Source organism: Mesoterricola sp. JemC181 (assembly GCF_055384585.1).
The window spans coordinates 4,952,290-4,975,877 of record NZ_AP045076.1 but is presented as its reverse complement, the minus strand read 5'-3'; the positions used below and the strand labels follow the sequence as shown (position 1 = coordinate 4,975,877).

Below are 23,588 nucleotides of genomic sequence, written 5' to 3'. Positions count from 1 at the left end.
TGTAAGATGGAAGGGTTCCTGGAGCCGCCCATGTCCCTGCTAGTCAAGAACGCGCGTCTTGTCGATCCCTCCCAGAATTGGGATGGTCCTGCCTCCATGCTGGTAGTGGACGGGCAGGTGGCGGCTGTGGGCGAAAACCTCGCGGACCCCCGGATCGAGGGGGCCGAGGTGGTGGACGCCAAGGGCCAACTCCTGGTCCCCGGCCTCGTGGATCTTCACGTGCACTTCCGGGAGCCTGGGCAGACCGCCAAGGAGAACATCGAGACCGGCTGCAGGGCGGCCGTGGCCGGAGGGTTCACCTCCGTGTGCGCCATGGCGAACACCAAACCCGTGAACGACTCGGTGGCCATCACGGAGATGATGCTGTCCCGGGCCCGAAAAGCCGGCTTGTGCCGGTACTTCCCCCTGGGTACGGTCACCAAGGGCGCTGCGGGCGAGGAACTCACGGACTACGGGACCCTCAAGGCGTCCGGGTGCATCGCCTTCAGCGATGATGGCCTGCCGGTGATGAACGCAGCCATCATGCGGCGGGCACTGGAGTACACGGGCTGGCTCGACATGCCTATCGTCGCCCACGAGGAGGACACGAACCTCGCGGCCAAGGGCTACATCAACGAGGGCGCCGTGAGCGCCTACCTGGGCTGCCTGGGCATCCCGGCTGCGGCCGAGGAGGCCATGGTCGCCCGGGACATCGTCCTGGCCGAGCACACCGGGGGGCATCTCCACCTGGCCCATCTGAGCACCAAAGGTTCCCTGCGGCTGGTGCGCGAGGCCAAGGCCCGCGGGCTGAAGGTCACCTGCGAAGTGACGCCCCACCATTTCGCGCTCACGGACCGCGAGCTGACGCGTTTCGATTCCGACTTCAAGATGAACCCGCCCCTGCGCAGCCAGGCCGATCTCGACGCCATCCTCGAGGCCCTTGCCGATGGCACGGTGGACGCCATCGCCACGGACCATGCGCCCCACACCTGGGATGACAAAGAGTGCGAACTGCGCGACGCGTCGTTCGGGATCATCGGCCTGGAGACCGCGCTTCCGCTCACGCTGGCGCTCCTCGTCGACAGGAAGGTCATCACGCTCTCGCGCGCCGTGGAGTTGCTCTCCTGCGGCCCGGCTTCGGCCTTCCACCTGGACCGCCAGGGCCTCGGCAGCCTCAGGCCGGGCTCGGCGGCGGACTTCGCGCTCGTTGACCTGGAAGCCAGGATCACGGTGGACCGCGCCTTCGTGCAGAGCCGGAGCTTCAATACACCCTTCAAGGGGTGGACGCTGCCCGGAAAGGTCGTGGGGACCTGGGTCGGCGGCGCGAAGGTATGGGGCTAGCTAGCGGGCGCCCTGACCAAAGATGACGACCTTTACCGTCTTGAGGACGATGAAGGCCCACATTCTCAACGTCCGGTTCTCGATGAACATCAGGTCGTAGGAGAGCTTGATCCTGGTGCCGTTCACCGAATCCACGTAGCCCTGGGAAACCTGGGCAAGGCCCGTTATGCCGGGCTTTACATGGAACCTCTCACCATAGCGGGGTATCTCCTGGAGGAAAGACTCGACGAAGGCTGACTGCTCGGGCCGGGGGCCTACCAGGGCCATGTTACCCATGAGCACGTTCCAGAACTGAGGGAGTTCATCGATCCGGGTTCTCCGCAGGAATTGACCTCCTGGCAGGATTCGGTCGTCCTCGTGGGCGCAGAATCGGGCATGGCCGTGATGGTCGTGGTGCATGGAACGGATCTTGAAAATTCGATAGGGCTTTCCACCCATTCCGATTCGAATCTGGCTGAAGATGGGGTTGCCCCGGTCCACCACCATGACATAGAGCAGGCTCACAAGGAGGACGGGCATGGTGAGGATGAACAGGACCAGTGTCGAGAGCCAGTCGATGGCGTAGATCAGGTCCAGCTGGCTCTTGACGGGGCCCGCCTGTTCCTCGGGGAGGGAAGGGGCAGTACCGCCGCTCAGCCTAGGGTATTCAAGGGCCAGGGCCAGTTTGTTTTCATCGGAAGGTGTCATCAGGAAACTCGTTATGCTTGGCCGATCGAAGGTGTGGAGGATTCACGCACGGAAAACCACTCGACTGTCTCCTCCAGACCATGCTGAAGATCGATGGCCGGTTCCCAGTCTATTACCCTTTTTGCGAGAGAGGGATCAAGGATGGACCTGACCTGCTCTCCCTGGATTGGGGGAAAGTGGGAAATCCCTGGGTCCGTGGGGAGGATGCCCCGGACCCGATCGGCCAATTGGAATATGGAGGTCTCGATGCCGGTCCCAAGGTTCAGCACGCCCTGGGGGCGGTGGTGGAGAATGAGGGTAGCGGCCCGGGCGAGGTCCTTCACATAAACGAAATCCCGGGTCTGTCGTCCGTCTCCATTGATCCTGAGGGGGTTGGCCCTCAGTCCCTGGCGGATAAGGACGGCGACCACGCCGGCCTCGCCCCGGCCGCCCTGCCGGGGGCCATAGACGTTGGAGAACCGCATCGAGCACGAGGGGAGTCCCCGATAGTGGTGGAATGTAGCTAGGTACTTATCTACGCTCAACTTGGCGACACCGTAGGGGGAGCACGGCCGTTCGGGGTGATTCTCATCCTGGGCCCCGGCCTGCGGCTCCCCGTAGATCGCGCCGCCGGAGGAGGCGAACGCGAAGTAGGCCAGTCCGTTCTGCATGCCAAGTTCCAAGAGCTTCAGGGTATTGATGATGTTCTGCTGGGCATCGAGGACGGGATTGGCGGCGCTTACGCGGACGTCGATCTGGGCCGCGTAATGGAGGATCGCTTCGGGACGGAAGCTTCGGATCAGGTCCGCGGAGCGCTCTGACTCGATGGCTCCTTGTTCGAACCGGGCGCCTGGGTTGAGGTTGCTCTCAGACCCGGAGGAAAGATCATCAATGACAAGGACATCCCGGCCCTGCTCGACGAGGGCGTCAACTACATGGCTACCGATAAATCCGGCGCCACCGGTGACTAGAATGCGCTTCACGAGGTCCCCTTGGTTGGATTGTCAGAACCATCCGGGCCTGCGCCGGGGCGGCTTCGGGGTTTTAGCGGAGTCGCTGGAAAAACGACTGGAGTCAATACGGAAATTGCTCGCTGATTCAGCATACCTTACTTGGGATCGACTTTGAAAAAAATGGCTTATCCTTCGTTGGTTATTATCTTTGGCGAATATAAATCGATCGTGATATCGATCAAATCCTACTGTTTTTATCGGGACCGACTTGATAGCTGACGGCCATTTTGGAGATTTTAAGTCTTTGACCCGAAGGCACATCCTTCCTGAGATCCCGGAGGTCCCCTTTAACGAAAATCGAATCGGTCATAATTAAATGAATAATTTCAATTGTATTTATGTGAGAAGTTTTTTTATCCTTTTATTTGATCGCGTTCAGGATGAGGGCAAGGGGAGTGATCGCCTGCAAGTTCTCCTGCCAGGTCGTGTCACGCCGCACCCGCTGGGGCACAAGCACAGCGTCCCCGGGTTCCACCTCCATCCCGAGAATGCTGCGGTCGAGAATCCGGCCATCGGCCTTCAGGAGGCGGATATTGGAGTCATCAGCATTCCGGGTGAGACCTCCGGCAACCTTCACCATGTCACGTACCTTGAAGCCGGGCACGACGTGGTAGGACATGAAGGGGCTCGCGGTTTCCCCGATCACATAAGCTGTCTCCGTCCTGCGGGGAATGATGATCTCGTCCCCATCCTGGAGATCCACATCCAGTTTGTCGTTTCCGGCAAGGATGGCGGGGATGTTCACCACAAGGCGGTCCAGGCTTCCCGTGCCCAGTCCGTGGAGGATGGGGGTCTTGAGAAGGGTGCCCGTGGTGGGCTGCCGCTTGGTCTCGTTGAGCCTTTCCAGGATGTTGTTGATGCCGTTCAGGGCGGGGGCCTGGGTGTTGGCGCGCTGCGACTCGACGTTGAACGAGTCGGGATTCGGTGTGGCCATGGGGCGAAGGAAGATGGAACCCTGGGGCATGGCCTCGGCGGTGAGGCCACCGGCCCGGGCGAGAACTTCCCGAAGGCCGGTTCGGGGGGAATCCAGCACGTACACGCCGGGCCGCACCACCTGCCCGAGGAGGGTCACGCTCCGGTGGGGGCGATAGTCGGGTTTCGCGTAGACGCTGATCTGGTCCTGGGGCTTGAGGAGGGGGTTGACGGCCTCGTCATTGAGGGCGACCGGGCTGGAGGTCTCGCTCGAGAGCAGTTTCGTGAGGTCCAGCTTTCTGATCTCGCTGGGCTTTCCCTCGCGTGTATGCGCCAGTTCCGCCACGAGCCGGTCGGCTTCGTTCAGGAGGACGCCGGTCTGGAAAAGGAGGTCCGAGGCGCGCATGCCCTCGTGGAAGGGGAAGGTGCCGGGACGGGAGACGGGGCCCCTGACCTGGACGGTCTGGGGAAGGCGCAGGTCGGAGACCCGGTACAGCTCGATCTGGTCACGGTCCTGGAGCAGGAGGTTATGCGCCGGCTCGCCGGAGAGGGCCTGGGCCACGTCGAAGGCGAGGTAGCTGGTGCTCTGGTCGGGTAGGGTGCGGACGATCTCGCCCCGGTGAAGGTAGGTGTCGGGAAGAAGCTGGGACTCCCTGCGAAGGAGGTCGCCGACCCGGAGCCCCTCGGGCCGGGAGAAGCTCCCGGGAACCCGGGCCCAGCCGGATACCGTGACGAGCCTTTCCCTGCGCTCGCGGCTGGTGAGGGCCGAGAGGACGTCGCCCCGCCGGAGCTCGACCTGGCCGGCCTTGGCCAGGGGGACGTCGGCGGCGTCCAGGACGCCGCCCTTGGCCAGGCGGCGCAGGACGAGACTGTCCTCGAAGGCCTGCAGAGCGAGGCCCCCCGCGAAACGCAGGGCCTGGTCGACCGTCTCGCCAGGCAGCATCTCGAACTGCATGGAAGGCGCCACGCCGTCGGAGTTCCAACGGGCGAGCCAGCCAGGGAGTCCGCTGTTCTCCATGGAGATGCTTTCGGCCTTGGCCTCCTGCTCTGGGATGTTCGTCGTGCGCTGGTCGCCACGGGCCTGGACGCTGATGCGGTCAAGGCGCTTGCGCAGGAGGACGAGGCGCTCCTCGATGAGGGTCCGTTCGGCTAGCGTGGGCTCCTGGTAGGAGGCTGTCTGCCCCTGGATGGGGCCCGCCGCCAGAGACTGATCCAGTCCCTGACCCTGGGAGCGTTCCTGCTCCAGTTCCAGGTCCGGCTTCTTGTCCTTGTTCTTGGAGGTGGCCTTGTCCTGTTCCCGGTCCGGGTCGATGTCTTCGGTCCCTTCCCGCTCCCCGAGCAGGGCCTCGGCATGCATGCGGTTGGGGGACCCCTTGGGGCCAAGGCGGTATTCCTCCGCGGCGATCTGCTCCTTCAGTTTGGCGATCTCCTTGTCCAGGCGGGTCTTCACCTTCCTGGGCTGCAGGTCGCCGGTGGCGGCCACCACGCGGGTGAAGGCGCCCTCCAGGGTGACCTGGTTGAAGGCCAGCGGCACGAAGACGGTGTCGCCGCTCTGAAGGCCGAAATTCATGTTGCCCAGGCCTTCGGCCCGCAGGGGGTAGAGGTCCACCTGGTGGACGGCCTTGCCGCCGCGCATCACCCGGATCTGGCGGTAGCTGCCGGCGGCGGTGGGGCCGCCCGCGAGGCTCAGCACATTGACAAGGCTGCTGAGGCTGGGGACCAGGTAGCCGCCGGGGCGGTAGACTTCACCCAGGACGAAGACGCGCACCTCCCGCAGCTTCACGACGGAGAGGTCGACCGTGGTCCGGCTGAACTGCTGGGCCACCTTCGCCTGGACGGCGGAGCGGGCCCTGGCCAGGCTCATGCCGGCCACCTTGACCGAACCCACCTTGGGGACCACGAGTTCGCCGCGTCCGTCCACCTGGGCGGGGAGCTCGAAGTTTGCACTGCCGAAGGCGCTGATCTGGATCTGGTCGCCGGCGCCCAGGACGTAGTCCTCGGAGATGCCGCCCTCGGTTCCGGAAGGAGAGCTCTGCCGCGTCGTGAAGAGGTCCTCGGCGAAGCGCTTCGGTCCTCGCTCTTTCGCCTTGGCGGCCTTGATCTCGGCCTGGATGGAGTCCTGCTCGGACGGAGCCTGGCGCGCGCCTTCCTGTGCCTGCAGGGTTCGAGCCGTGGCCGCGGTACCCCGTGGGACGGCATCCGTGGCTGCGGCCCCGCCCAGTTGGGCCGCTGTTGCAGCCTGCCGGAGGCTCTGGAGATCCGGGAGGCCCGGTTCCTGGGCCACGAGGGAGAGGGCCGTGAACAAGACGCCTACATAGCGGGGACGAAGCATGAAATCACCTTTTAATTTTCCAATCCTAGCACCAGCAGGGAACACGCCCTAATAGGTAGGCGCTCGCTTCGTCGGCGTCAACCTTGCGGTCCGCTGTGGAACCTGCCCTCCTCAACCGATATGGATCATTTCCCTGAATGCTCCAATCCGGCTCTCGTACTCCTCGGTGCCCAGAGCCTGCACCCGCTCCGTCCCGAAATCCTGCACCGCGAAGCTGGCCATGACCGTTCCGGCCAGGGCCGCGCGCTTCATGGTGGCCAGGTCCAGCGTCCCGGCGGCCGCGAGGTAGCCGAGGAACCCGCCTGCGAAGGTGTCGCCCGCTCCGGTGGGATCGTGGACCTCCTCCAGGGGGAAGGCGGGAGCGGCAAAGTGCCCCTCGGGGGTGAACAGGAGCATGCCGTACTCGCCGCGCTTGACGACGAGGATCTGCGGGCCGAGCTTGCGGATCGCTGCGTAGACCTTCACGAGGTTCCGCTCGCCCGTGAGGGAGCGGGCCTCGGCCTCGTTCACGAGGAGGATGTCGATCTCCTTGAGGACCTCGAGCAGGGCCCCGCGGGCGCCGTCGATCCAGAAGTTCATGGTGTCCAGGGCGATCCACTTGGGGCGGGGGGACATCTGCCTGACCACGTCCAGCTGGAGGGTGGGATCGATGTTGCCCAGGAAGAGGTACTGGGAGCTGCGGAAGGCCGCGGGAAGGTCCGGCTTGAAGCCCGCAAAGACGTTCAGGTGGGTCTCCAGGGTCCTGGCTTCATTGAGGTCGCTGCCGTACTGCCCCTTCCAGTGGAAGCTGAGGCCGGGGGTCTTGATCAGGCCCGAGAGGTCGATGGGGCGGCCTTCGAAAACCTTGAAATGGTCCGGACCGAAATCCTCGCCGACGATCGCCACCACCTGCACGGGATGAAACCGGCTCGCGCTGAGGGAGAAGTGGCTGGCCGAACCGCCCAGGATGTTGTCCCGGCGGCCCGAGGGGGTCTCGAGGTCATCGAACGCTACGCTTCCAACGGCGAGAAGGCTCATGGGGGTTCTCCGGACGTGGTGGAATGGAGATGGATGCCCACCCTGCGCCCTTGCGGGATCGCGGGGTGAGCGTCGTTGGACGGGACGGAGGCCGCCGAGCCTAGGCCGTCCGGACGGGACGGCTCGCAACGCTCCTCGGTGACATTAGATCCTACCTTGCCGATCCCTTGAGGGGCAACGCCATTCCAGGGCGGTCAGGCCATTCCGTGCTTGGAAAGAATGGCGCTGCGCTGCTTATCAAACTCGGCCTGGGTGATGAGCTGGCTGTCGAAGAGATCCTTGAGTTCGGTGAGCTCCTCCTTGATGCCCTTGGCCGGGGCCGGGGCGGCCTGGCCGGCGGGGTAGGGGGCCTGGGCCATCTGACCCATGGCGCCGCCCATCTGCTGGCCCATCATGTTGCCCATGCCCACGCCCATGCCCAGGCCCATGCCCATGCCGGCGATGCCGCCCGGGTTCTGTGCGGCCAGGGGCACGGAATCGGCCACCTGCATCTGGGTGTAGGCGCCCATCACGGGGGCCATCATGCCCACCGAGGTTCGCTTGTCCATCATGGCCTCGACTTCCTCGGGGAGGCTGATGTTCTCGATGAAGAGCTTGGAGCACTCCAGGCCCATGGTCTGGAATTCGGGGTCCATCTTCTGGCGAAGCAGGTCCGAGAGGTCGTCGTAGTGGGCTGCCAGGTCCAGGGCGGGGACCTTGGCCTCGCCCAGGGCGTCGGTGAACTTGCTGATGAGGCTCTTGCGCAGCTGCTCGGTGATGTCGTCCTTGGTGTAGACGCCGTTGGTGCCCACCAGCTCCTTGAGGAACTTCTTGGAGTCCTTCACCCGGATGGAATAGATGCCGAAAGCGCGGATGCGCAGCATGCCGAAGTCGGCGTCCCGCATCATGATCGGGTTGGAGGTGCCCCAGCCCAGGTCGTTGTAGAGCCGGGTGTTGGTGAAGTAGACCTCCGACTTGAAGGGGCTCTCGAAGCCGTACTTCCAGCCCTTGAGGTCGGCCAGGATGGGCATGTTCTTCGTGGAGAGGGTGTGGGTGCCGGGGGTGAAGGTGTCGGCGAACTGCCCCTCGTGGACGAAGGTGGCCTCCTGGCTCTCCCGCACCACCAGCTGGGCGTTGTTCTTGATCTCCTGGTTCCGCACGGGGAAACGCCAGGCCAGCACGTCATTTGAATCGTCCAGCCACTCGATGATTTCAATGAATTGGGCCTTGCCCCAGTCCATAAAAGCCATAAAGGCCTCCTCGCGGCATTTGGTGCCGAGGGATTATACCAGGAGCGGAGAAGAACTCTGGGGCGTAGAGAGAGGGGCGCCCTGGTTTCCCTCCAAGCGGTTCTTTTGGCCGGATTGAAGCGTTTGCCAACTATCATCTAGCAAACTCTAGGAGCAGGAATGCCCACTTCACGATCCGCGATGATCACCGGCGTCACGGGCCAGGATGGAAGCTACCTGGCGGAGTTGCTCCTCTCGAAGGGCTATCAGGTCCACGGCATGGTCCGGCGGTCCTCGGCGTTCAACACCAGCCGGATTGATCACCTCCACATGGGTGGGAAGGCGAATCCGAATTTTTTCCTCCATTACGGCGATCTTGCTGACGCAGGGTCCCTGCGGGACATCCTTGATCTTGCACAGCCGGATGAAATCTACAACCTCGGAGGGCAGAGCCATGTGCGGGTGAGCTTCGATCAGCCCGAATACACAATGGAGGTGAACGGAACTGCCGTCCTGAGATTCCTGGAGGCGCTCCGATTCCACCTGAAGCATGGGGGGAAGGCTGCCCGGTTCTACCAGGCGGGTTCCAGCGAGATGTTCGGGAGGGCGAAACCGCCCCAGAACGAGGGAACAAGGTTCGAGCCGCGCTCGCCGTACGCCGTCGCGAAAGTAGCTGCGCACCACGAAGTCGTGAACTACCGGGAGAGTTATGGGCTGTTTCTATGCAACGGGATCCTTTTCAATCACGAGAGCCCCAGGCGGGGCGAGAACTTCGTGACCCGAAAGATCACCCGGGCAGCAGCTAGAATCAAGCTGGGCCTGGAACATCGCTTGACTCTTGGAAACCTGGAGCCAAGGCGGGACTGGGGTTTCGCCGGGGATTATGTTGAGGCCATGTGGCGCATGTTGCAGCAGGAGGAGCCTGACGATTATGTCATCGCCACCGGGGTCTCCAATTCAATCCGCGGGTTTCTGGATCTGGCCTTTGCAACGGTTGGGCTGGATTGGCATGAATTCGTCGATACCGATCCTCGCTTCCTCCGGCCCTCAGAGGTAGACGACATCGAGGGCGACGCATCCAAGGCCCGGGACCTTCTGGGTTGGAAGCCGACCATGGATTTCGCATCGCTGGTCGAGATGATGGTCGAGGCGGACCTGGAACTGGCAAGGACCGAAATCAGGACCGAGGGCTGAAGGCGGGTGGCCCACCCATCACCGCAACCCAGGACAGAAGAATACCGGGCCTCTCTTTTGTTCCCGGTCGCACCTTCAGGGCTTTCGGCCCTAGGCAAGTGCCGGTTGGCTGATGCCATGGGCTGAAGCCAGGTCCTCCTGGCTTATTCCTGCCTTGAGGCGTGCCGTTCGGATCGGGTTGCGGATGGGAGCCGGGTTGAAATCCTGGGGATGCTCCAGCATCTCCCGGTCAAACCGGTGATGGCCTGCCGATCCGCATCGTCAGCGGGGACCCCTTGGCGGATTCGCCGCAACCCTGCTGACGGGTTATAGAACCTTTCAGGGGCGTCAATATCCCTTCACTGCTTTTTCCGCCCCCTCGGCACCTCTGGATTGGGAATCCGCGTCTTCGTGAACACCGCGCGCGTATCGCTGTCCACCACGCACCGCCACCCGCGGCTCTCCCCCGGCATGCGCAGGTCCACCTCCCACCCCCCGGTGGCGCCGTTCAGGTGCACCCTCCGGGCGCTGACGGCGATGCCGCTGGTCTCGTGCTCGGCGATGGCCCGGGCCTCCCGGGCGGTGCCCACGGGGCGGGCCAGGGCCGCGGACCCCAGGAGGAGGAGGGCGGCGAGGAGGGGCCTCACTTGGCTTCGGGGATGCCCAGCTCCCTGAGCCAGGCGGCATGGACCGAGGGGCGCTCGCTGCGGACCCCCTCCCGGCGGAGGGTGTGGAGGCGCAGGGCGCCGTCCCGGAAGCCCAGGAGGATCCCCTCCCGGCCTTCCCGGAAGTGGCCCTGGGGGCAGGGGGAGGCCGAGGGAAGGGCCCAGGCCACCTTCAGGAGCCCCCGGGGGGTCTCCAGGAAGGCGTTGGGCCAGGGATCGGCCACGGCCCGGATGAGGTTGAAGGCCTCGTGGAGGGGATGGGTGAGGTCGAGCTGGCCGTCCTCGGGGGCCCTGCCCCCGAAGTAGCTGGAGGCGCCCAGGCCCTTCTGGGGGATCCGCTTGGCGGTGCCGTCCACCAGGCCGGGGACGAGGGCCTTGACCAGGGTCCTGGCGGCCGCGGCGGAGCGCAGGGTGAGGCTGAGGGCCGTCTCGTCCCAGGCGATGGGCAGGGGGGTCTGGCCGATGATGTCGCCGTCGTCGGGCCGGGAGGTCATGGAGTGGAGCGTGATGCCGGTGGCCGTCTCGCCCTTCACCAGGACCCAGTTGATGGGGGCACGGCCCCGGTAGGCGGGCAGGAGGGAGCCGTGGAGGTTGTAGGCGCCCTTCTTGGGCAGGTCCAGGTACCGCTGGTGGATCATCTCCCGGAAATAGAAGCTGAAGAGGAAGTCCGGCGCCATGGCGGCCACGGTCTTGTAAACCTTGTCGCTGTTGAAGTCCTTTTCCATGTGCACGGCGATGCCGTGCTTCTGGGCCAGGGCCGCGGGCGGGGTGAACCAGGCCTCGTCGGGGCGCTGGGGGTAGGTGAAGAGGGCCTGTACGTTGATCCCGGCCTCCAGGAGTCCGGCCAGGGCCTCGTGGCCGACGGAGGAATAGGCGCAAACGATGGCTGTGGTCATGGGCTGTCCTCCCGGGGCGGTCCATTCTAACCTCCGGACCGTTCCCTGCCGTATTCTGAACCAGGAGGTTCCGTTCCTGTAAAGTCGTTGGCGGAGGGCTTGGGTTTGATGGACATTCGGACGTTCTTGGCCGCCGGCCTCCTGGGGATCGTTTCCCAGGCCCAGACGGCGCCCGCCCAGGCGGATCCCTTCTTCCTCCCCTCGGAGGCCAGGGCCTACATCCTCAAGGCCACGGGCTCCGCCCCCACCACCCAGACCAAGCTGCAGGACCTCCTCCAGACGCTATTCCTGAAGCGCGCCGATGGCGGCATCGGCCTGGTCTACGACAACTCCCGCACCCGCACGGTGGCCGAGGTGTGGACCGACGGCAGGGCCAACTGCCTGTCCCTGACCGCCTTCTTCGTGGTGGCCTGCCGCGCCATGGGGATCCACGAGGAATACGCGGAGGCCCTGAACACGAACCACTGGCGCAAGGCCGGGGGGATCATCCGCTTCGAGCGGCACGTGGTCGCCCTGACCCCCGCCCCGCCCCACAACGACCTCATCGCCGACTTCGTGCCGGAACTGCGCAAGCGCTACGGCACCTACAAGGTCGTCGTCCTTCCCGAGACCCGGTTCCGGGCCCTCTTCTACAGCAACCGGGCCGTGGAGTGCCTCACCGACGGGGACCTGGACGCCGCCCGGGAGCAGGCCCAGCTCTCCCTGGATTCCGATCCCAAGTCCAGCGTCGGCTGGAACATCCTTGGGGTCGTGTACGCCGCCATGGACAATCCCGCCAAGGCCGAGGAGGCCTACCGCCGCGCCATGGAGCTGGACAAGCGCGACGGGGCGCCCATCGGGAACATGGAGGCCCTGCTGCGCAACGCGGGGCGGGTGGAGGAGGCCCAGCGCTTCCGCGCCCTGGGGGAGACGGTGCGCAAGAAGGACCCCTACTTCCACGCCTACCTCGCCGAGGAGGCGCTGCTGGAAGGGGACGTGGCCGAGGCCCAGAACCGCATGCGGTCCGCTCTCAGGATCCTGCCCAAGGACCCGGACTTCCTCCTGCTGGCCGCGCGGGTGCGCCTGGCGGCGGGTGACCTGGAGGGGGCCATCCGGAGCCTGCAGGATGCGAAGAAGTACGCCGATCCCTCGGAGCAGGAGCGCTACAACAGCAAGATCGAGGGGATCCAGGGGATGAAGGGCGGAAAGGTGGAGCGCTAACGCCCATCCCGAAGGGGGGGCTATACTTGAAGGGAGTTGCGTCCAGCCGGCACCCCGAGAGGGCGGAGAATGACGTTCGGTGGTCCAAAGCGTGAAGGGGAGCCCTACAAGGCGGCCGGACCCGAGGCCGGGTCCTTCGTGCCGGAGCTGCAGATCCTTCCCGTCAACCAACGTGCCCTGTGGCCGGCCCTCCGGGTGCTCCGGGACCAGGGGTTCGTCCTCTACGGAGGGACGGCCATTTCCCTTCGCCTGGGGCACCGGGTATCCGTGGATTTTGACTTCTTCACGGATCGTCAGCTGGAGCATGCCGGTGTCATCGCGGCACTCCCATTCGGCGGCAGGTCCCAGGTCCTCCAGGAGGCGCCCAATACCCTCACCCTGCTGGTGGCTGTGGAGGAGGGTTCGGGAGAAGGCGTGAAGGTCTCCTTCTTCGGGGGAAGGAGCATGGGCCGGGTGGGGACTCCGGACGTGACCAGCGACGGTGTCGTGGTCGCGGCCTCGCTTCTGGATCTGATGGGGACGAAGCTCAAGGTCATTCAGCAGAGGGCGGAGAAGAAGGACTATCTCGACATCCATGCCATGCTCGGGCGGGGTGTGGGCCTCGACGAAGGCCTCGCGGCTGGGAAGGCGCTTTACGGCAAGACCTTCCAGCCCTCCGAGGCGCTGAAGGCACTGGCCTACTTCGGCGACGGGGACCTGGGTGGACTGCCAGCTGATGTGCGCGAATCCCTGGTCAGGAAGTCCGCCTCCGTCATCGATATCCCGGCGCTGACCATCCTCTCGTCCCGGCTCGGACCTGGAGAAGCCTGATGGACCAGACCGCGAGCCGAATGCTCTTCGAGGATGCCCGTCGCTACATCTGGTGGGAGACACCCGCCGAGGCGATGCTCCGCCCCGACCGGGTTATCGCGCAGGTCATGAACATGGGAGATTTTGACGATTCCCGGGCCCTCCTCGCAGCCATCGGTGAAGCTTCCTTCCGGGTGGTGCTTGAAATCGCTGAACCCGGCTGGTTCAACGAGCGGTCCTGGCATTACTGGCACTACGCCCTGGGGGTATGCCCTCCGGACGGGACGGTGCCGCCACTTCCGGCCCGCCGCTTCAGCTAGGCCAGGACCCCACGCCCCGACTTGATCCGCTCCACGATGGTGCTGGTGCTGTGCCCCGGCAGGAACGGGATGAGGACCAGGGTCCCCCCCCGCGCCTCCACCACGTCCCGCCCCACCACGGTCTCGGGCGTGTAGTCCCCGCCCTTGGTGAGGATGTCGGGCTGCAGGGCCGTGATGAGCTCGAGGGGGGTGTCCTCCTCGAAGCGCACCACCGCGTCCACGCTGCGCAGGCCCAGGAGGACCCGGGCCCGGGCGGCCTCGTCCTGGAGGGGGCGGGAGGGCCCCTTGAGCCGGGCCACGGAGGCGTCGGAGTTCAGGCCGACCACCAGGAAGTCCCCCAGGGCCCGGGCGTCCTCCAGGTACTGCACGTGGCCGGGGTGGATCAGGTCGAAGCAACCGTTGGTAAAACAGAGTTTCCCGTTCCGGTTGGGGTGGGCGCTGAGGAAGGACTGGGCGTCGGTGAAGTAGCGGGCGGGTGAAGTCATGGGATTCCTGGGGTAAGCTGGTAGTTCCGGCCGACGGCCGGTTTCAAGAGGATGCCATGCCGCTGTATGAATACCGCTGCGAAACCTGCGGCGAAAAGGAAGAAAAACTGGAGGGGTTTTCCGCCCCCACCGAGCACGCCTGCGAGCACTGCGGGGCCGGCATGGGCATGAAGCGCCAGATCTCCCGGACGGCCTTCAACCTGTCCGGCGGAGGGTGGCATGCCCAGGGCTATTCCGGGTCCGCCCCCGAGAAGAAGGAGGCCGCTTCGGAGGCCCCGGCCGCCCCCAAGGGGGGCTGCTCCGGAGGCTGCGCCTGCCATTCCCCGGCCAAGGACAACTGAAAATCGGGATTGTGGCTGGACATTTCCCTGAATTTCGGTAACATTTCAGATTCCCGGGTCCCATGGGCCCGTGGAATTTTCGCCCGACGTCATCCCGCATGACCTCTCCGGCGCCGGCAAGCGGCGAATACCTTGCTGCATGCCCAAAACATAGGAGGATGGTGTGCCAACCATCAATCAGCTGATCCGCCAGGGGCGGAGCACCTTTGAGAACAAGACCAAGAGCCCGGCGCTGGACGCCTGCCCGCAGAAGCGCGGCGTGTGCACCCGGGTCTTCACCACGACGCCCAAGAAGCCGAACTCGGCCCTCCGCAAGGTGGCCCGCGTGCGCCTCACCAACGGCATCGAGTGCACCACCTACATCCCCGGCGTGGGCCACAACCTGCAGGAGCACAGCATCGTGCTCATCCGCGGCGGTCGCGTGAAGGATCTCCCGGGCGTGCGCTACCACGTGGTCCGCGGCACCCTGGATGCCACCGGCGTCGCCGGCCGCAACCAGTCCCGTTCCAAGTACGGCGCCAAGCGCCCCAAGGCGGGTGCCGTCGCCGCCAAGAAGAAGTGAGGTAGACATGAGCCGCCGTTCCAGCCCCGCCAAGCGCGAAATCCTGCCGGATCCCGTCTACAACAGCCTCACCGTCTCCAAGTTCATCAACGTCCTGATGGAGCGCGGGAAGAAGTCCACCGCCGAGCGCATCCTCTACGGTGCGCTTGAGATCGTGGCCAAGAAGTCCGGCGAGGAGGCCCTCGAGGCCTTCCAGAAGGCCCTCAACAACATCAAGCCCTCCGTCGAGGTGAAGTCCCGCCGCGTCGGCGGCGCCACCTACCAGGTTCCCGTGGAGGTCCCCCAGGGCCGCCGCCAGTCCCTGGCGATGCGCTGGCTGAAGACCTATTCCGCCGGCCGCGGCGAGCGCACCATGCGCGACAAGCTCGCCGGCGAGATCCTGGACGCCATGAACTTCCGCGGTTCCTCCGTGAAGAAGAAGGACGACGTCCACAAGATGGCCGAGGCCAACAAGGCCTTCGCCCACTTCCGCTGGTAGGTACAGGACCTGCATGACCGGGGCCGATCATGACGGATCGGCCCCCGTTTTTGCACAGTGAACGTTGATCCCGCGTCTGATATTTGATTTCTGAACTCTGAAGGAGGCCCCCGTGGCCCGCACGACTCCCCTCGAGCGCTACCGAAACATCGGCATCATGGCCCACATCGATGCCGGCAAGACCACGACGACGGAGCGTATCCTCTATTACACCGGCAAGATCCACAAGATCGGCGAGGTGCATGAGGGCGCGGCCACCACCGACTGGATGGTCCAGGAACAGGAGCGCGGCATCACCATCACCTCCGCGGCCATCACGGCCTCCTGGACGGCCCAGACGGGCTTCCTCAAGGACATCGAGCACCGCGTCAACATCATCGACACCCCCGGGCACGTGGACTTCACCGCCGAGGTGGAGCGCAGCCTGCGCGTGCTGGACGGTTCCGTGGCGGTGTTCTGCGCCGTCGGCGGCGTCGAGCCCCAGAGCGAGACCGTGTGGCGCCAGGCCGACAAGTACGGCGTGCCCCGCCTGGGCTTCGTGAACAAGATGGACCGCCCCGGCGCCGACTTCTTCCGCGTCTGCGAGATGATGCGCACCCGCATCAAGGCCCGGCCCATGCCCATCCAGATCCCCATCGGGGCCGAGGAGCACTTCAAGGGCGTGGTCGACCTGGTCCTCATGAAGGGCCTGACCTTCAGCGAGGGCGACAAGGGCTTCGAGGTGGAGTACGGCGAGATCCCCGAGGATCTGGTCGACACCGCCAACGAGTGGCACGAGAAGATGGTCGAGATGGTCGCCGAGACCGACGACGTCCTGATGGACAAGTACCTCAGCGGCGAGACCCTCACCGAGGACGAGATCCGCACCGGCATCCGCAAGGGCTGCCTGAGCCTCGCCTTCACCCCCATGTGCTGCGGCTCGGCGTTCAAGAACAAGGGCGTCCAGCCCCTGCTCGACTGCGTCGTCAGCTACATGCCCAGCCCCCTGGACGTGCCCGCCATCCAGGGCCACGACCTCGACGGCAACCCGATCGAGCGCCAGGCCAAGGACAGTGAGCCCTTCAGCGCCCTGATCTTCAAGATCATGGCCGACCCCTTCGTGGGCAGCCTCGCCTTCATCCGCGTCTACTCCGGCGTCCTCGCCGCGGGCTCGGGCGTCTACAACGCCAACAAGGGCCGCCGCGAGCGCATCGGGCGCCTCCTCCAGATGCACGCCAACAAGCGCGAGGACATCGACGAGGTCCGCACGGGCGACATCGGCGCCGCCGTGGGCTTCAAGGACGTCCTCACCGGGCAGACCATCTGCGACGAGAACCACCCCGTGATCCTGGAGTCCATGGACTTCCCGGATCCCGTCATCCAGGTGTCCATCGAGCCCAAGACCAAGGTCGACCAGGAGAAGATGGGCATCGCCCTCAGCCGCCTGGCCCAGGAGGATCCCACCTTCAAGGTGAAGACCGACCCCGAGACCGGCCAGACCATCATCGCCGGCATGGGCGAGCTCCACCTGGAGATCATCGTCGACCGCATGATGCGCGAGTTCAAGGTGGAAGCCAACGTGGGCAAGCCCATGGTGGCCTACCGCGAAACCATCCGCAAGCGCGTGGAAGCCGAAGGCAAGTTCGTGCGCCAGTCCGGTGGCCGCGGCCAGTACGGCCACGTCAAGATCTACGTCGAGCCCAACGAGCAGGGCAAGGGCTACGAGTTCGTCAACGACATCAAGGGCGGCGTCATCCCCAAGGAATACATCAAGCCCGTCGACCAGGGCATCCAGGAGGCCATGCAGTCCGGCGTCCTGGCCGGCTACCCCTGCGTGGACATCAAGATCACCCTCTACGACGGAAGCTACCACGAGGTGGACTCCAACGAGATGGCGTTCAAGATCGCCGGCTCCATGGGCTTCAAGAACGGCTGCGAGAAGGCCAACCCCGTGCTGCTCGAGCCCATCATGGCCGTCGAGGTCGTGGTCCCCGAGGACTACATGGGCGACGTGATCGGCAACCTGAACAGCCGCCGCGGCCGCATCGAGAACATGGAAGACCGGGCCGGCGTCAAGGTCGTCACCGCCCAGGTCCCCCTGGCCGAGATGTTCGCCTACTCCACCAGCCTGCGCGGCATGACCCAGGGCCGCGGCAACTACACCATGCAGTTCAGCCATTACGACGAGGCTCCCCGGAACGTGGCGGAAGAAGTGATCGCCAAGGTCCGCGGCACCAAGTAGCAGAATTCCGGGCGTCTAGGCGCCGGACGCAGTCACAGCCCCCATCCGGGGGTGAGGTCGCCCGAGATCCCATGGATCGAGACCTCCAAATACGAAGCTCGCCGGGGGGGGAAACCTCCCCTGCAGCCTTGAAAATCAAAAAAAGCCATTGCGAAATCGATGGCTTTTGCTATTCTGACTAGCCCTGTCCCTGCTATCGGGACAACAAAACCCATGGGCGGTCAGCGCCCCACGTCTATGGACGGTACACCCGTCCCACTGGAGTGAAGATGAAAGACAATATTCGCATCCGTCTGCGAGCCTTCGACCACCGTCTGCTGGACCAGTCCACCCGCGAAATCGTGGAGACTGCCAAGCGCACCGGGGCGCAGGTTGCGGGGCCCATCCCCCTTCCCACGCGCACGTCGAAGTACACCGTCAACCGCTCTCCCCACGTCGACAAGAAGAGCCGCGACCAGTTCGAGATCCGCACCCACAAGCGGCTCCTCGACATCCTGAACCCCACGCAGAACACCGTGGACACCCTCATGCGCCTGGACCTCCCGGCGGGTGTGGATGTCGAGATCAAGGTGTTCAGCCGGCAGGGCAACAGGTAAAGGGAGGCGACGATAATGACCAAGGGAATCATCGGCAAGAAGCTGGGCATGACCCAGATCTTCAATGAAAAGGGACAGGTTGTCCCGGTAACCGTAATCCAGGCCGGCCCGTGCGTGGTCGTGATGCGCAAGACCGTGGCCCGCGACGGCTACGAGGCCGTGCAGGTGGGGTTTGTGGATCCCGCCGGCGGCAAGCGCGCCTCCAAGCCCGAGAAGGGCCACTGCGAGAAGCACGGCGTGGCCCCCGTCCGGGTGCTCCGCGAGCTGAAGGTGGACGCCACCGACACGCTCAAGGAAGGCGACTCCATCCTGGCTGGCGAGTTCGAGGGCGGCGCGAAGGTGCACGTCACCGGCATCAGCAAGGGCAAGGGCTTCGCCGGCGTCATGAAGCGCCACCACTTCAAGGGCGGCCGCGCGACCCACGGCTCCATGTTCCACCGCGCCCCCGGCTCCATCGGCGGCTCGTCCTACCCCTCCCGTGTGTGGCCCGGTATGCGCATGGGCGGCCACATGGGCGCCGAGCAGGTCACCGTCCGCAATCTGGAAGTGGCCCGCGTCGACGCCGAGAACAACCTGCTGCTCATCAAAGGCGCCGTTCCCGGCCCCAAGGGCGGCTACGTCGTGATCAAGCAGGAGGCGTAACATGGCGGTCTTCTCTCATCCCGTTCTGAACCTGGAAAACAAGCAGGTCGACACCGTCGAGCTCATGGCCGAGGTGTTCAAGCTTGAAGAGATCAACAACCACCTGATCTGGGAATCCGTGCGGCACCACCTGGCCAGGCGCCGGGCCGGCACCGCCAAGACCAAGGACAAGTCCGAGGTCTCCGGTTCGGGTCGCAAGCTTTGGAAGCAGAAGGGCACCGGTCGCGCCCGCGTCGGTTCCATCCGCTCCATCATCTGGAAGGGCGGCGGCACGGCCCACGGTCCGAACCCCCGCTGCTTCGACTACGCGTTCCCCAAGCGGGCCCGCCGTTCCGCCCTGCGGAACGCCCTCTCCGCCAAGTTCGCCTCCGGGCAGGTGGTGGTCGTCGAGAACTGGGCTGTGGATTCCCACAAGACCAAGTCCCTCATCGCGACCCTGACCAAGCTGGGCGTGGACGGTTCGGCCCTCCTGGTCGGCACCTCCGACAAGGCGACCCTTGCCGCGGGCAACAACCCCAAGCTCCACACCATCGAGAGCCTGGGCGTCAACGTCTATGACCTTCTGAAGTTCGACCAGGTTGTCTTCTCCAAGGAAGCCATTCTGGCCCTCCAGGAAGTGGTGAAGCCATGACCAAGATTTTCGAAGTGATCCGCAAGCCCCTCCTCACCGAGAAGGGACAGCTCCTGCGCGAGGCCAACATCCAGGTCTTCGAGGTCGCCGTCTGGGCCTCCAAGCACCAGATCAAGGAAGCCGCCGAACTCCTTCTCCAGGCGAAGGTCAAGTCCATCCGCACCGTCAAGATGCCCAGCAAGAGCAAGCGTCTCGGCCGTTGGATGGGCACGACCGGAAACAAGAAGAAGGCCTATATCGAACTGGTCGAGGCCACCGAGGCCGCGCAGTAGCGACCGTTCATCCATTCGCCGGGCGGACAAGAAATGCCACTATCGCCCGGCCACTTTGAGGCATGAGGATAATCATGAGCATCAAGCTGCTCAAACCCACGACCCCCGGTCAGCGGGGCATGTCCAAGCAGGGCTTCGAGGAGATCACCACCGATCGCCCCGAGCGCACCCTCCTCGGCACCCGCACCCGTTCGGGTGGCCGGTCCAACACGGGCCGCATCACCACCCGCCACATCGGCGGCGGCCACAAGCGCCGCTACCGCATCATCGACTTCAAGCGCAACAAGGCTGACGTTCCGGCCCGGGTCGCCACCATCGAGTACGACCCCAACCGCTCCGCCCGCATCGCGCTCCTGATCTACGCCGACGGCGAGAAGCGCTACATCCTGGCCCCCGACGGCCTGGAAGTGGGCCGCACCGTCCTGTCCGGCAAGAACGCGGACATCCTGGTTGGCAATTCCCTGCCCATCAAGAACATCCCGCTCGGCACCGAAGTCCACAACATTGAGCTGAAGCCCGGCAAGGGCGGGCAGATCGCCCGCGCCGCCGGCACCTTCGCCCAGGTGGTGGCCAAGGACGTCGACTACGCCCAGCTGCGCATGCCCTCCGGCGAGATCCGCAAGATCCACCTCGAGTGCTACGCCACCATCGGCAAGGTCGGCAACCTGCAGCACGAGAACGTCGCCCTGGGCAAGGCCGGCCGTCGCATCTGGCTGGGCGTTCGCCCGACGGTCCGCGGCGTGGTCATGAACCCGGTGGATCACCCCCACGGCGGCGGCGAAGGCCGCACCTCCGGCGGCCGTCACCCCGTGACGCCCTGGGGCCAGCCGACTCGCGGCTACAAGACGCGCTCCAACAAGCGCACCACCAAATTCATCGTCAAGCGGATCAACTAGGAGGGGTAGTCAATGGCTCGTTCGCTTAAAAAAGGTCCGTTCATCGATGCCCACCTCCAGAAGAAGGTGGACACCGCCCAGCAGCTCAACGACAAGCGGGTCATCAAGACCTGGTCGCGGCGCTCCACGGTGGTCCCCACGATGATCGGCCTCACCATCGCCGTGCACAACGGCAACAAGTTCATCCCTGTCTACGTCACCGACAACATGGTGGGCCACAAGCTGGGGGAGTTCTCCCTGACCCGCACCTTCAGGGGCCACGCCGGCAAGTCCGACGCCAAGGCCAAGGGGAAGTAAGATGACGACCATCGTAAGCACCGCCACGCTCCGGCACCTTCGCGGCTCCGCCCAGAAGGCCCGGCTCGTGATCGATCTCATCCGCGGCAAGAAGGTGGGCGAGGCCCAGTGGATCCTGGCCTCCACCAAGAAGTACGCCGCCGGCCACATCAAGAAGATCCTGGACTCCGCGGTGGCCAACGCCATCGACAAGGATGCCGCCGTCAACCCCGACGAGCTCTTCGTCAAGAGCGCCTTCGTGGACGAGGGCTTCCGCATGAAGCGTGTCCGCCCCGCCCCCATGGGCCGGGCCTACCGCGTGCAGAAGCGCACCTGCCACATCACGCTCCAACTCGGCCGGGAGGAATAAACCATGGGTCAGAAAGTTCATCCGTACGGATTCCGTCTTGTCCACAACAAGAACTGGCACTCCAAGTGGTTTTCCAAGCGTGAGTACGCGACCCTCCTCCACGAGGATCTCAAGCTCCGCCGCGAACTGAAGAAGCAGCTCCACGGCCTGAACGCCATGGTGTCCAAGATCGACATCGAGCGCGCCGCCGACAAGGTGACCGTGCGCATCTTCACCGCCCGCCCCGGCATCGTCATCGGCCGCAAGGGCGCGGAGATCGACAAGCTCCGCGAGGAGCTCCAGGCCAAGCTCAAGCGCCCCGTGAGCGTCGACATCCAGGAGATCAAGAAGCCCGAGATCGACGCGCAGCTCGTGGCCGAGGGCGTCGCCCAGCAGCTCGAGCGCCGCATCGCCTTCCGCCGTGCCATGCGCAAGGCCGAGGAAGCCGCCATCCGCTTCGGCGCCAAGGGTTTCAAGATCAAGGTTTCCGGTCGTCTGAACGGTGCCGAGATCGCCCGCACCGAGGACTATCTCTCCGGCCAGATGCCCCTCCAGACGATCCGGGCCAACGTTGACTACGGCTTTGCCGAGGCCAACACCACCTACGGCATCATCGGCGTCAAGGTGTGGGTCAACCTCGCCGAAGCCGCCGTCGAAACCGTGAAGCGCTGAGGTAACAGCCATGTTGATGCCTAATAAGGTCAAGCACCGCAAAGTCCAGAAGGGCCGCACCTGCGGCGTCTCGACCCGCGGCAACGAAATTTCCTTCGGCGACTATGGACTCAAGGCCCTCGAGCACTGCTGGCTCACCAACCGGCAGATCGAGGCCGCCCGTATCGCCATGACCCGCCACATCAAGCGCGGCGGGCGCATCTGGATCCGGATCTTCCCCGACCGGCCCACCACCAGCAAGCCGGCCGAGACCCGCATGGGTTCCGGCAAGGGCGCGCCCGATGGCTGGGTTGCCGTGATCCGTCCCGGCCGCATCCTGTTCGAGATGGAAGGTGTGGACGAAGCCACTGCGAAGGAGGCCCTGCGCCTCGCGCAGATGAAGCTCTCCGTGGCCACCGAGTTCATCTCCCGAACCCCCCCGGAAGAGTGAGAGGCACGAGATGAACAAGAAGAATCCATTCAGCGAACTGGCTGGCAAGAGCATCGAGGAGCTGGCGCAGCTGGAGGCCGACCTGGCCGCCAAGCGGTTCACCCTCCGCTTCCAGCATGCCGTGGGACAGGTGGAGAACACTGCCGAGATCCGCAAGACGCGTCGCGAACTGGCCCGCGTCAAGACCGCCCTCAAGTCCAAACTGGCTGTGTGAGGAAACCATGAGCCTAGAACATAAGATGATTCGCAGTGGCGTAGTGGTCTCCAACAAGGCCGACAAGACGGTGGTGGTGAAGGTGGAGCGCAAGTTCCAGCACCCCCTGTACTCCCGGACCGTGAAGCAGACCGCGAAATTCATGGCCCATGACGAGACCAATGCCTGCCAGATCGGCGACGTGGTCAAGATCGTGGAGTCCCGTCCCCTTTCCAAGCGCAAGCGCTGGATGGTCCTCGAGATCACCCAGAAAGCTGGCGAGTAAGGAGCCGATATGATTCAGATGGGATCCATGCTAACCGTCGCCGACAACTCCGGCGCAAAGAAGATCTGCTGCATCCTGCCCCTGGGCGGCGGTGTGGGCAGGATCGCCCAGCTGGGCGACGTCATCACCGCTTCCGTCAAGGAAGCCATCCCGGGCGGCACGGTCAAGAAGAAGGCCGTCGTCCAGGCCGTCATCGTCCGCCAGCGGAAGGCCTTCCGCCGCAAGGACGGGTCCTACATCCGCTTCGACGAGAACGCCGCCGTCATCATCAAGAAGGATGGCGAACCGGTCGGAACCCGCGTCTTCGGACCCGTGGCCCGCGAGCTGCGCGAGCGGAAGTACATGAAGATCGTTTCCCTCGCCCCTGAGGTGCTCTAATGGACAAACCGACCAAGATGAAGCTCAAGAAGGGCGACGAAGTGGTCGTCATCGCGGGCAAGGAAAAGGGCAAGCGCGGCCAGATCGCCAAGGTCCAGCCCGCCACCAACAAGGTGATCGTCGGCGGCCTGAACATGATCAAGAAGGCCACCAAGCCCAACCAGCAGACCGGTGAAGGCGGCGGCATCATCTCCAAGGAGGCTCCCATCCACGCCTCCAACGTGATGCTGATCGACCCCACCACCCAGAAGCCCACCCGCAAGCGGGCCGAGTAAGAATTTTCCATCCCGTTCCTTCACATCTGTGAGAGAATGGCCATTCCGCCGATGGATGTCCGTCGGCGGAACACTTTGACAACCGAGGTTGGAA

Annotated in this window: 30 protein-coding genes and 1 riboswitch; of the genes, 22 read left to right on the top strand and 8 right to left on the bottom strand. The window is 64.7% G+C overall.

Translation table 11 applies throughout. The features are described 5' to 3' along the window. Positions 1-30: 30 nt before the first annotated feature. On the top strand, positions 31-1,320 hold the full coding sequence (locus ACZ5MC_RS21765) for a dihydroorotase (RefSeq protein ID WP_464516756.1): 1,290 nt from the start codon (positions 31-33) through the stop codon (positions 1,318-1,320). Here ACZ5MC_RS21765 and ACZ5MC_RS21760 read toward each other — a convergent pair whose 3' ends face one another. From ACZ5MC_RS21760 to ACZ5MC_RS21740, 5 genes are all read right to left on the bottom strand, one after another. Then, positions 1,321-2,007 (bottom strand): sugar transferase, encoded by a 687-nt coding sequence (locus tag ACZ5MC_RS21760; protein ID WP_306598012.1) that lies wholly within the window; start codon positions 2,005-2,007, stop codon positions 1,321-1,323. Positions 2,008-2,018: 11 nt separating this feature from the next. Then, positions 2,019-2,969 carry an NAD-dependent epimerase/dehydratase family protein gene (locus ACZ5MC_RS21755; protein WP_306598011.1) on the bottom strand — a complete coding sequence of 317 codons (951 nt, stop codon included), beginning with the start codon at positions 2,967-2,969 and terminating at the stop codon, positions 2,019-2,021. 391 nt (positions 2,970-3,360) lie between these two features. Then, positions 3,361-6,243 carry a polysaccharide biosynthesis/export family protein gene (locus ACZ5MC_RS21750; RefSeq protein ID WP_306598010.1) on the bottom strand — a complete coding sequence of 961 codons (2,883 nt, stop codon included), beginning with the start codon at positions 6,241-6,243 and terminating at the stop codon, positions 3,361-3,363. 111 nt (positions 6,244-6,354) lie between these two features. Beyond that, entirely contained in the window at positions 6,355-7,260 is a 906-nt protein-coding gene (locus ACZ5MC_RS21745) for a PfkB family carbohydrate kinase (RefSeq protein ID WP_306598009.1), read from the bottom strand. Between the two features lie 60 nt (positions 7,261-7,320). After that, positions 7,321-7,403, bottom strand: a riboswitch (S-adenosyl-L-homocysteine riboswitch). Between the two features lie 51 nt (positions 7,404-7,454). Further along, positions 7,455-8,489, bottom strand: coding sequence for an SPFH domain-containing protein (locus ACZ5MC_RS21740; RefSeq protein ID WP_306598008.1), 1,035 nt, complete (start codon positions 8,487-8,489; stop codon positions 7,455-7,457). A 180-nt stretch (positions 8,490-8,669) separates the two neighbouring features. On the opposite strand from ACZ5MC_RS21740, the gene gmd reads away from it, so the two are divergent. Next, positions 8,670-9,662, top strand: coding sequence for a GDP-mannose 4,6-dehydratase (gene gmd, locus ACZ5MC_RS21735; RefSeq protein WP_464516755.1), 993 nt, complete (start codon positions 8,670-8,672; stop codon positions 9,660-9,662). 338 nt (positions 9,663-10,000) lie between these two features. Here the strand turns inward: gmd and ACZ5MC_RS21730 are convergent, their stop codons facing one another. Together ACZ5MC_RS21730 and ACZ5MC_RS21725 are read right to left on the bottom strand one after the other, a co-directional pair. After that, the gene (locus ACZ5MC_RS21730; RefSeq protein WP_306598006.1) at positions 10,001-10,288 is read right to left on the bottom strand and encodes a hypothetical protein; all 288 of its coding nucleotides are present in this window, start codon (positions 10,286-10,288) and stop codon (positions 10,001-10,003) included. Next, complete coding sequence (locus ACZ5MC_RS21725; protein WP_306598005.1) at positions 10,285-11,202, bottom strand: formyltransferase family protein; 918 nt, start codon at positions 11,200-11,202, stop codon at positions 10,285-10,287. Before ACZ5MC_RS21725 ends, ACZ5MC_RS21730 begins: the two co-directional genes overlap by 4 nt. A gap of 108 nt (positions 11,203-11,310) precedes the next feature. Between ACZ5MC_RS21725 and ACZ5MC_RS21720 the strand changes: the two genes are divergently transcribed. The 3 genes from ACZ5MC_RS21720 to ACZ5MC_RS21710 all read left to right on the top strand — a co-directional run bounded on the left by ACZ5MC_RS21720 (position 11,311) and on the right by ACZ5MC_RS21710 (position 13,511). Then, entirely contained in the window at positions 11,311-12,402 is a 1,092-nt protein-coding gene (locus ACZ5MC_RS21720) for a tetratricopeptide repeat protein (RefSeq protein WP_306598003.1), read from the top strand. Positions 12,403-12,471: 69 nt separating this feature from the next. Then, the gene (locus tag ACZ5MC_RS21715) at positions 12,472-13,212 is read left to right on the top strand and encodes a nucleotidyl transferase AbiEii/AbiGii toxin family protein (protein ID WP_464516754.1); all 741 of its coding nucleotides are present in this window, start codon (positions 12,472-12,474) and stop codon (positions 13,210-13,212) included. Further along, positions 13,212-13,511: a hypothetical protein gene (locus ACZ5MC_RS21710; RefSeq protein ID WP_306598001.1), complete on the top strand. Its 300-nt coding sequence runs from the start codon at positions 13,212-13,214 to the stop codon at positions 13,509-13,511. The genes ACZ5MC_RS21715 and ACZ5MC_RS21710 overlap by 1 nt, the downstream gene beginning before the upstream one ends. Here ACZ5MC_RS21710 and rfaE2 read toward each other — a convergent pair. After that, positions 13,508-13,996: a D-glycero-beta-D-manno-heptose 1-phosphate adenylyltransferase gene (gene rfaE2 / locus ACZ5MC_RS21705; RefSeq protein ID WP_306598000.1), complete on the bottom strand. Its 489-nt coding sequence runs from the start codon at positions 13,994-13,996 to the stop codon at positions 13,508-13,510. The two genes, ACZ5MC_RS21710 and rfaE2, sit on opposite strands and share 4 nt — an antisense overlap. Before the next feature lie 56 nt (positions 13,997-14,052). Between rfaE2 and ACZ5MC_RS21700 the strand changes: the two genes are divergently transcribed. The 17 genes from ACZ5MC_RS21700 to rplX all read left to right on the top strand — a co-directional run bounded on the left by ACZ5MC_RS21700 (position 14,053) and on the right by rplX (position 23,494). Then, positions 14,053-14,337: an FmdB family zinc ribbon protein gene (locus ACZ5MC_RS21700; RefSeq protein ID WP_306597999.1), complete on the top strand. Its 285-nt coding sequence runs from the start codon at positions 14,053-14,055 to the stop codon at positions 14,335-14,337. A gap of 163 nt (positions 14,338-14,500) precedes the next feature. Then, on the top strand, positions 14,501-14,899 hold the full coding sequence (gene rpsL / locus ACZ5MC_RS21695; RefSeq protein ID WP_306597998.1) for a 30S ribosomal protein S12: 399 nt from the start codon (positions 14,501-14,503) through the stop codon (positions 14,897-14,899). A gap of 7 nt (positions 14,900-14,906) precedes the next feature. Next, positions 14,907-15,377, top strand: coding sequence for a 30S ribosomal protein S7 (gene rpsG / locus ACZ5MC_RS21690; protein ID WP_306597997.1), 471 nt, complete (start codon positions 14,907-14,909; stop codon positions 15,375-15,377). Between the two features lie 112 nt (positions 15,378-15,489). Then, positions 15,490-17,598: an elongation factor G gene (gene fusA / locus ACZ5MC_RS21685; protein ID WP_306597996.1), complete on the top strand. Its 2,109-nt coding sequence runs from the start codon at positions 15,490-15,492 to the stop codon at positions 17,596-17,598. A 269-nt stretch (positions 17,599-17,867) separates the two neighbouring features. Next, entirely contained in the window at positions 17,868-18,194 is a 327-nt protein-coding gene (gene rpsJ / locus ACZ5MC_RS21680; protein WP_306597995.1) for a 30S ribosomal protein S10, read from the top strand. A 15-nt stretch (positions 18,195-18,209) separates the two neighbouring features. Further along, a complete protein-coding gene (rplC, locus tag ACZ5MC_RS21675; RefSeq protein ID WP_306597994.1) occupies positions 18,210-18,836 on the top strand; it encodes a 50S ribosomal protein L3 in 627 nt (208 codons plus the stop codon). Between the two features lies 1 nt (position 18,837). After that, the gene (rplD, locus tag ACZ5MC_RS21670; protein WP_306597993.1) at positions 18,838-19,467 is read left to right on the top strand and encodes a 50S ribosomal protein L4; all 630 of its coding nucleotides are present in this window, start codon (positions 18,838-18,840) and stop codon (positions 19,465-19,467) included. Then, positions 19,464-19,739 (top strand): 50S ribosomal protein L23, encoded by a 276-nt coding sequence (locus ACZ5MC_RS21665; protein WP_306597992.1) that lies wholly within the window; start codon positions 19,464-19,466, stop codon positions 19,737-19,739. The genes rplD and ACZ5MC_RS21665 overlap by 4 nt, the downstream gene beginning before the upstream one ends. Before the next feature lie 74 nt (positions 19,740-19,813). After that, a complete protein-coding gene (gene rplB / locus ACZ5MC_RS21660; RefSeq protein WP_306597991.1) occupies positions 19,814-20,635 on the top strand; it encodes a 50S ribosomal protein L2 in 822 nt (273 codons plus the stop codon). 12 nt (positions 20,636-20,647) lie between these two features. Next, on the top strand, positions 20,648-20,932 hold the full coding sequence (rpsS, locus tag ACZ5MC_RS21655; RefSeq protein WP_306597990.1) for a 30S ribosomal protein S19: 285 nt from the start codon (positions 20,648-20,650) through the stop codon (positions 20,930-20,932). A 1-nt stretch (position 20,933) separates the two neighbouring features. Continuing rightward, a complete protein-coding gene (rplV, locus tag ACZ5MC_RS21650; protein ID WP_306597989.1) occupies positions 20,934-21,281 on the top strand; it encodes a 50S ribosomal protein L22 in 348 nt (115 codons plus the stop codon). Between the two features lie 3 nt (positions 21,282-21,284). Then, a complete protein-coding gene (gene rpsC, locus ACZ5MC_RS21645; RefSeq protein WP_306597988.1) occupies positions 21,285-21,932 on the top strand; it encodes a 30S ribosomal protein S3 in 648 nt (215 codons plus the stop codon). 10 nt (positions 21,933-21,942) lie between these two features. Beyond that, positions 21,943-22,362, top strand: a complete 420-nt coding sequence (gene rplP / locus ACZ5MC_RS21640) for a 50S ribosomal protein L16 (RefSeq protein ID WP_306597987.1) — start codon at positions 21,943-21,945, stop codon at positions 22,360-22,362. Positions 22,363-22,372: 10 nt separating this feature from the next. Further along, entirely contained in the window at positions 22,373-22,576 is a 204-nt protein-coding gene (rpmC, locus tag ACZ5MC_RS21635) for a 50S ribosomal protein L29 (protein ID WP_306597986.1), read from the top strand. Positions 22,577-22,583: 7 nt separating this feature from the next. Further along, the gene (gene rpsQ, locus ACZ5MC_RS21630) at positions 22,584-22,841 is read left to right on the top strand and encodes a 30S ribosomal protein S17 (RefSeq protein ID WP_306597984.1); all 258 of its coding nucleotides are present in this window, start codon (positions 22,584-22,586) and stop codon (positions 22,839-22,841) included. Between the two features lie 9 nt (positions 22,842-22,850). After that, positions 22,851-23,219 (top strand): 50S ribosomal protein L14, encoded by a 369-nt coding sequence (rplN, locus tag ACZ5MC_RS21625; protein ID WP_306597983.1) that lies wholly within the window; start codon positions 22,851-22,853, stop codon positions 23,217-23,219. Continuing rightward, positions 23,219-23,494, top strand: coding sequence for a 50S ribosomal protein L24 (gene rplX / locus ACZ5MC_RS21620; protein WP_306597982.1), 276 nt, complete (start codon positions 23,219-23,221; stop codon positions 23,492-23,494). The genes rplN and rplX overlap by 1 nt, the downstream gene beginning before the upstream one ends. The last annotated feature ends 94 nt before the right edge of the window (positions 23,495-23,588 follow it).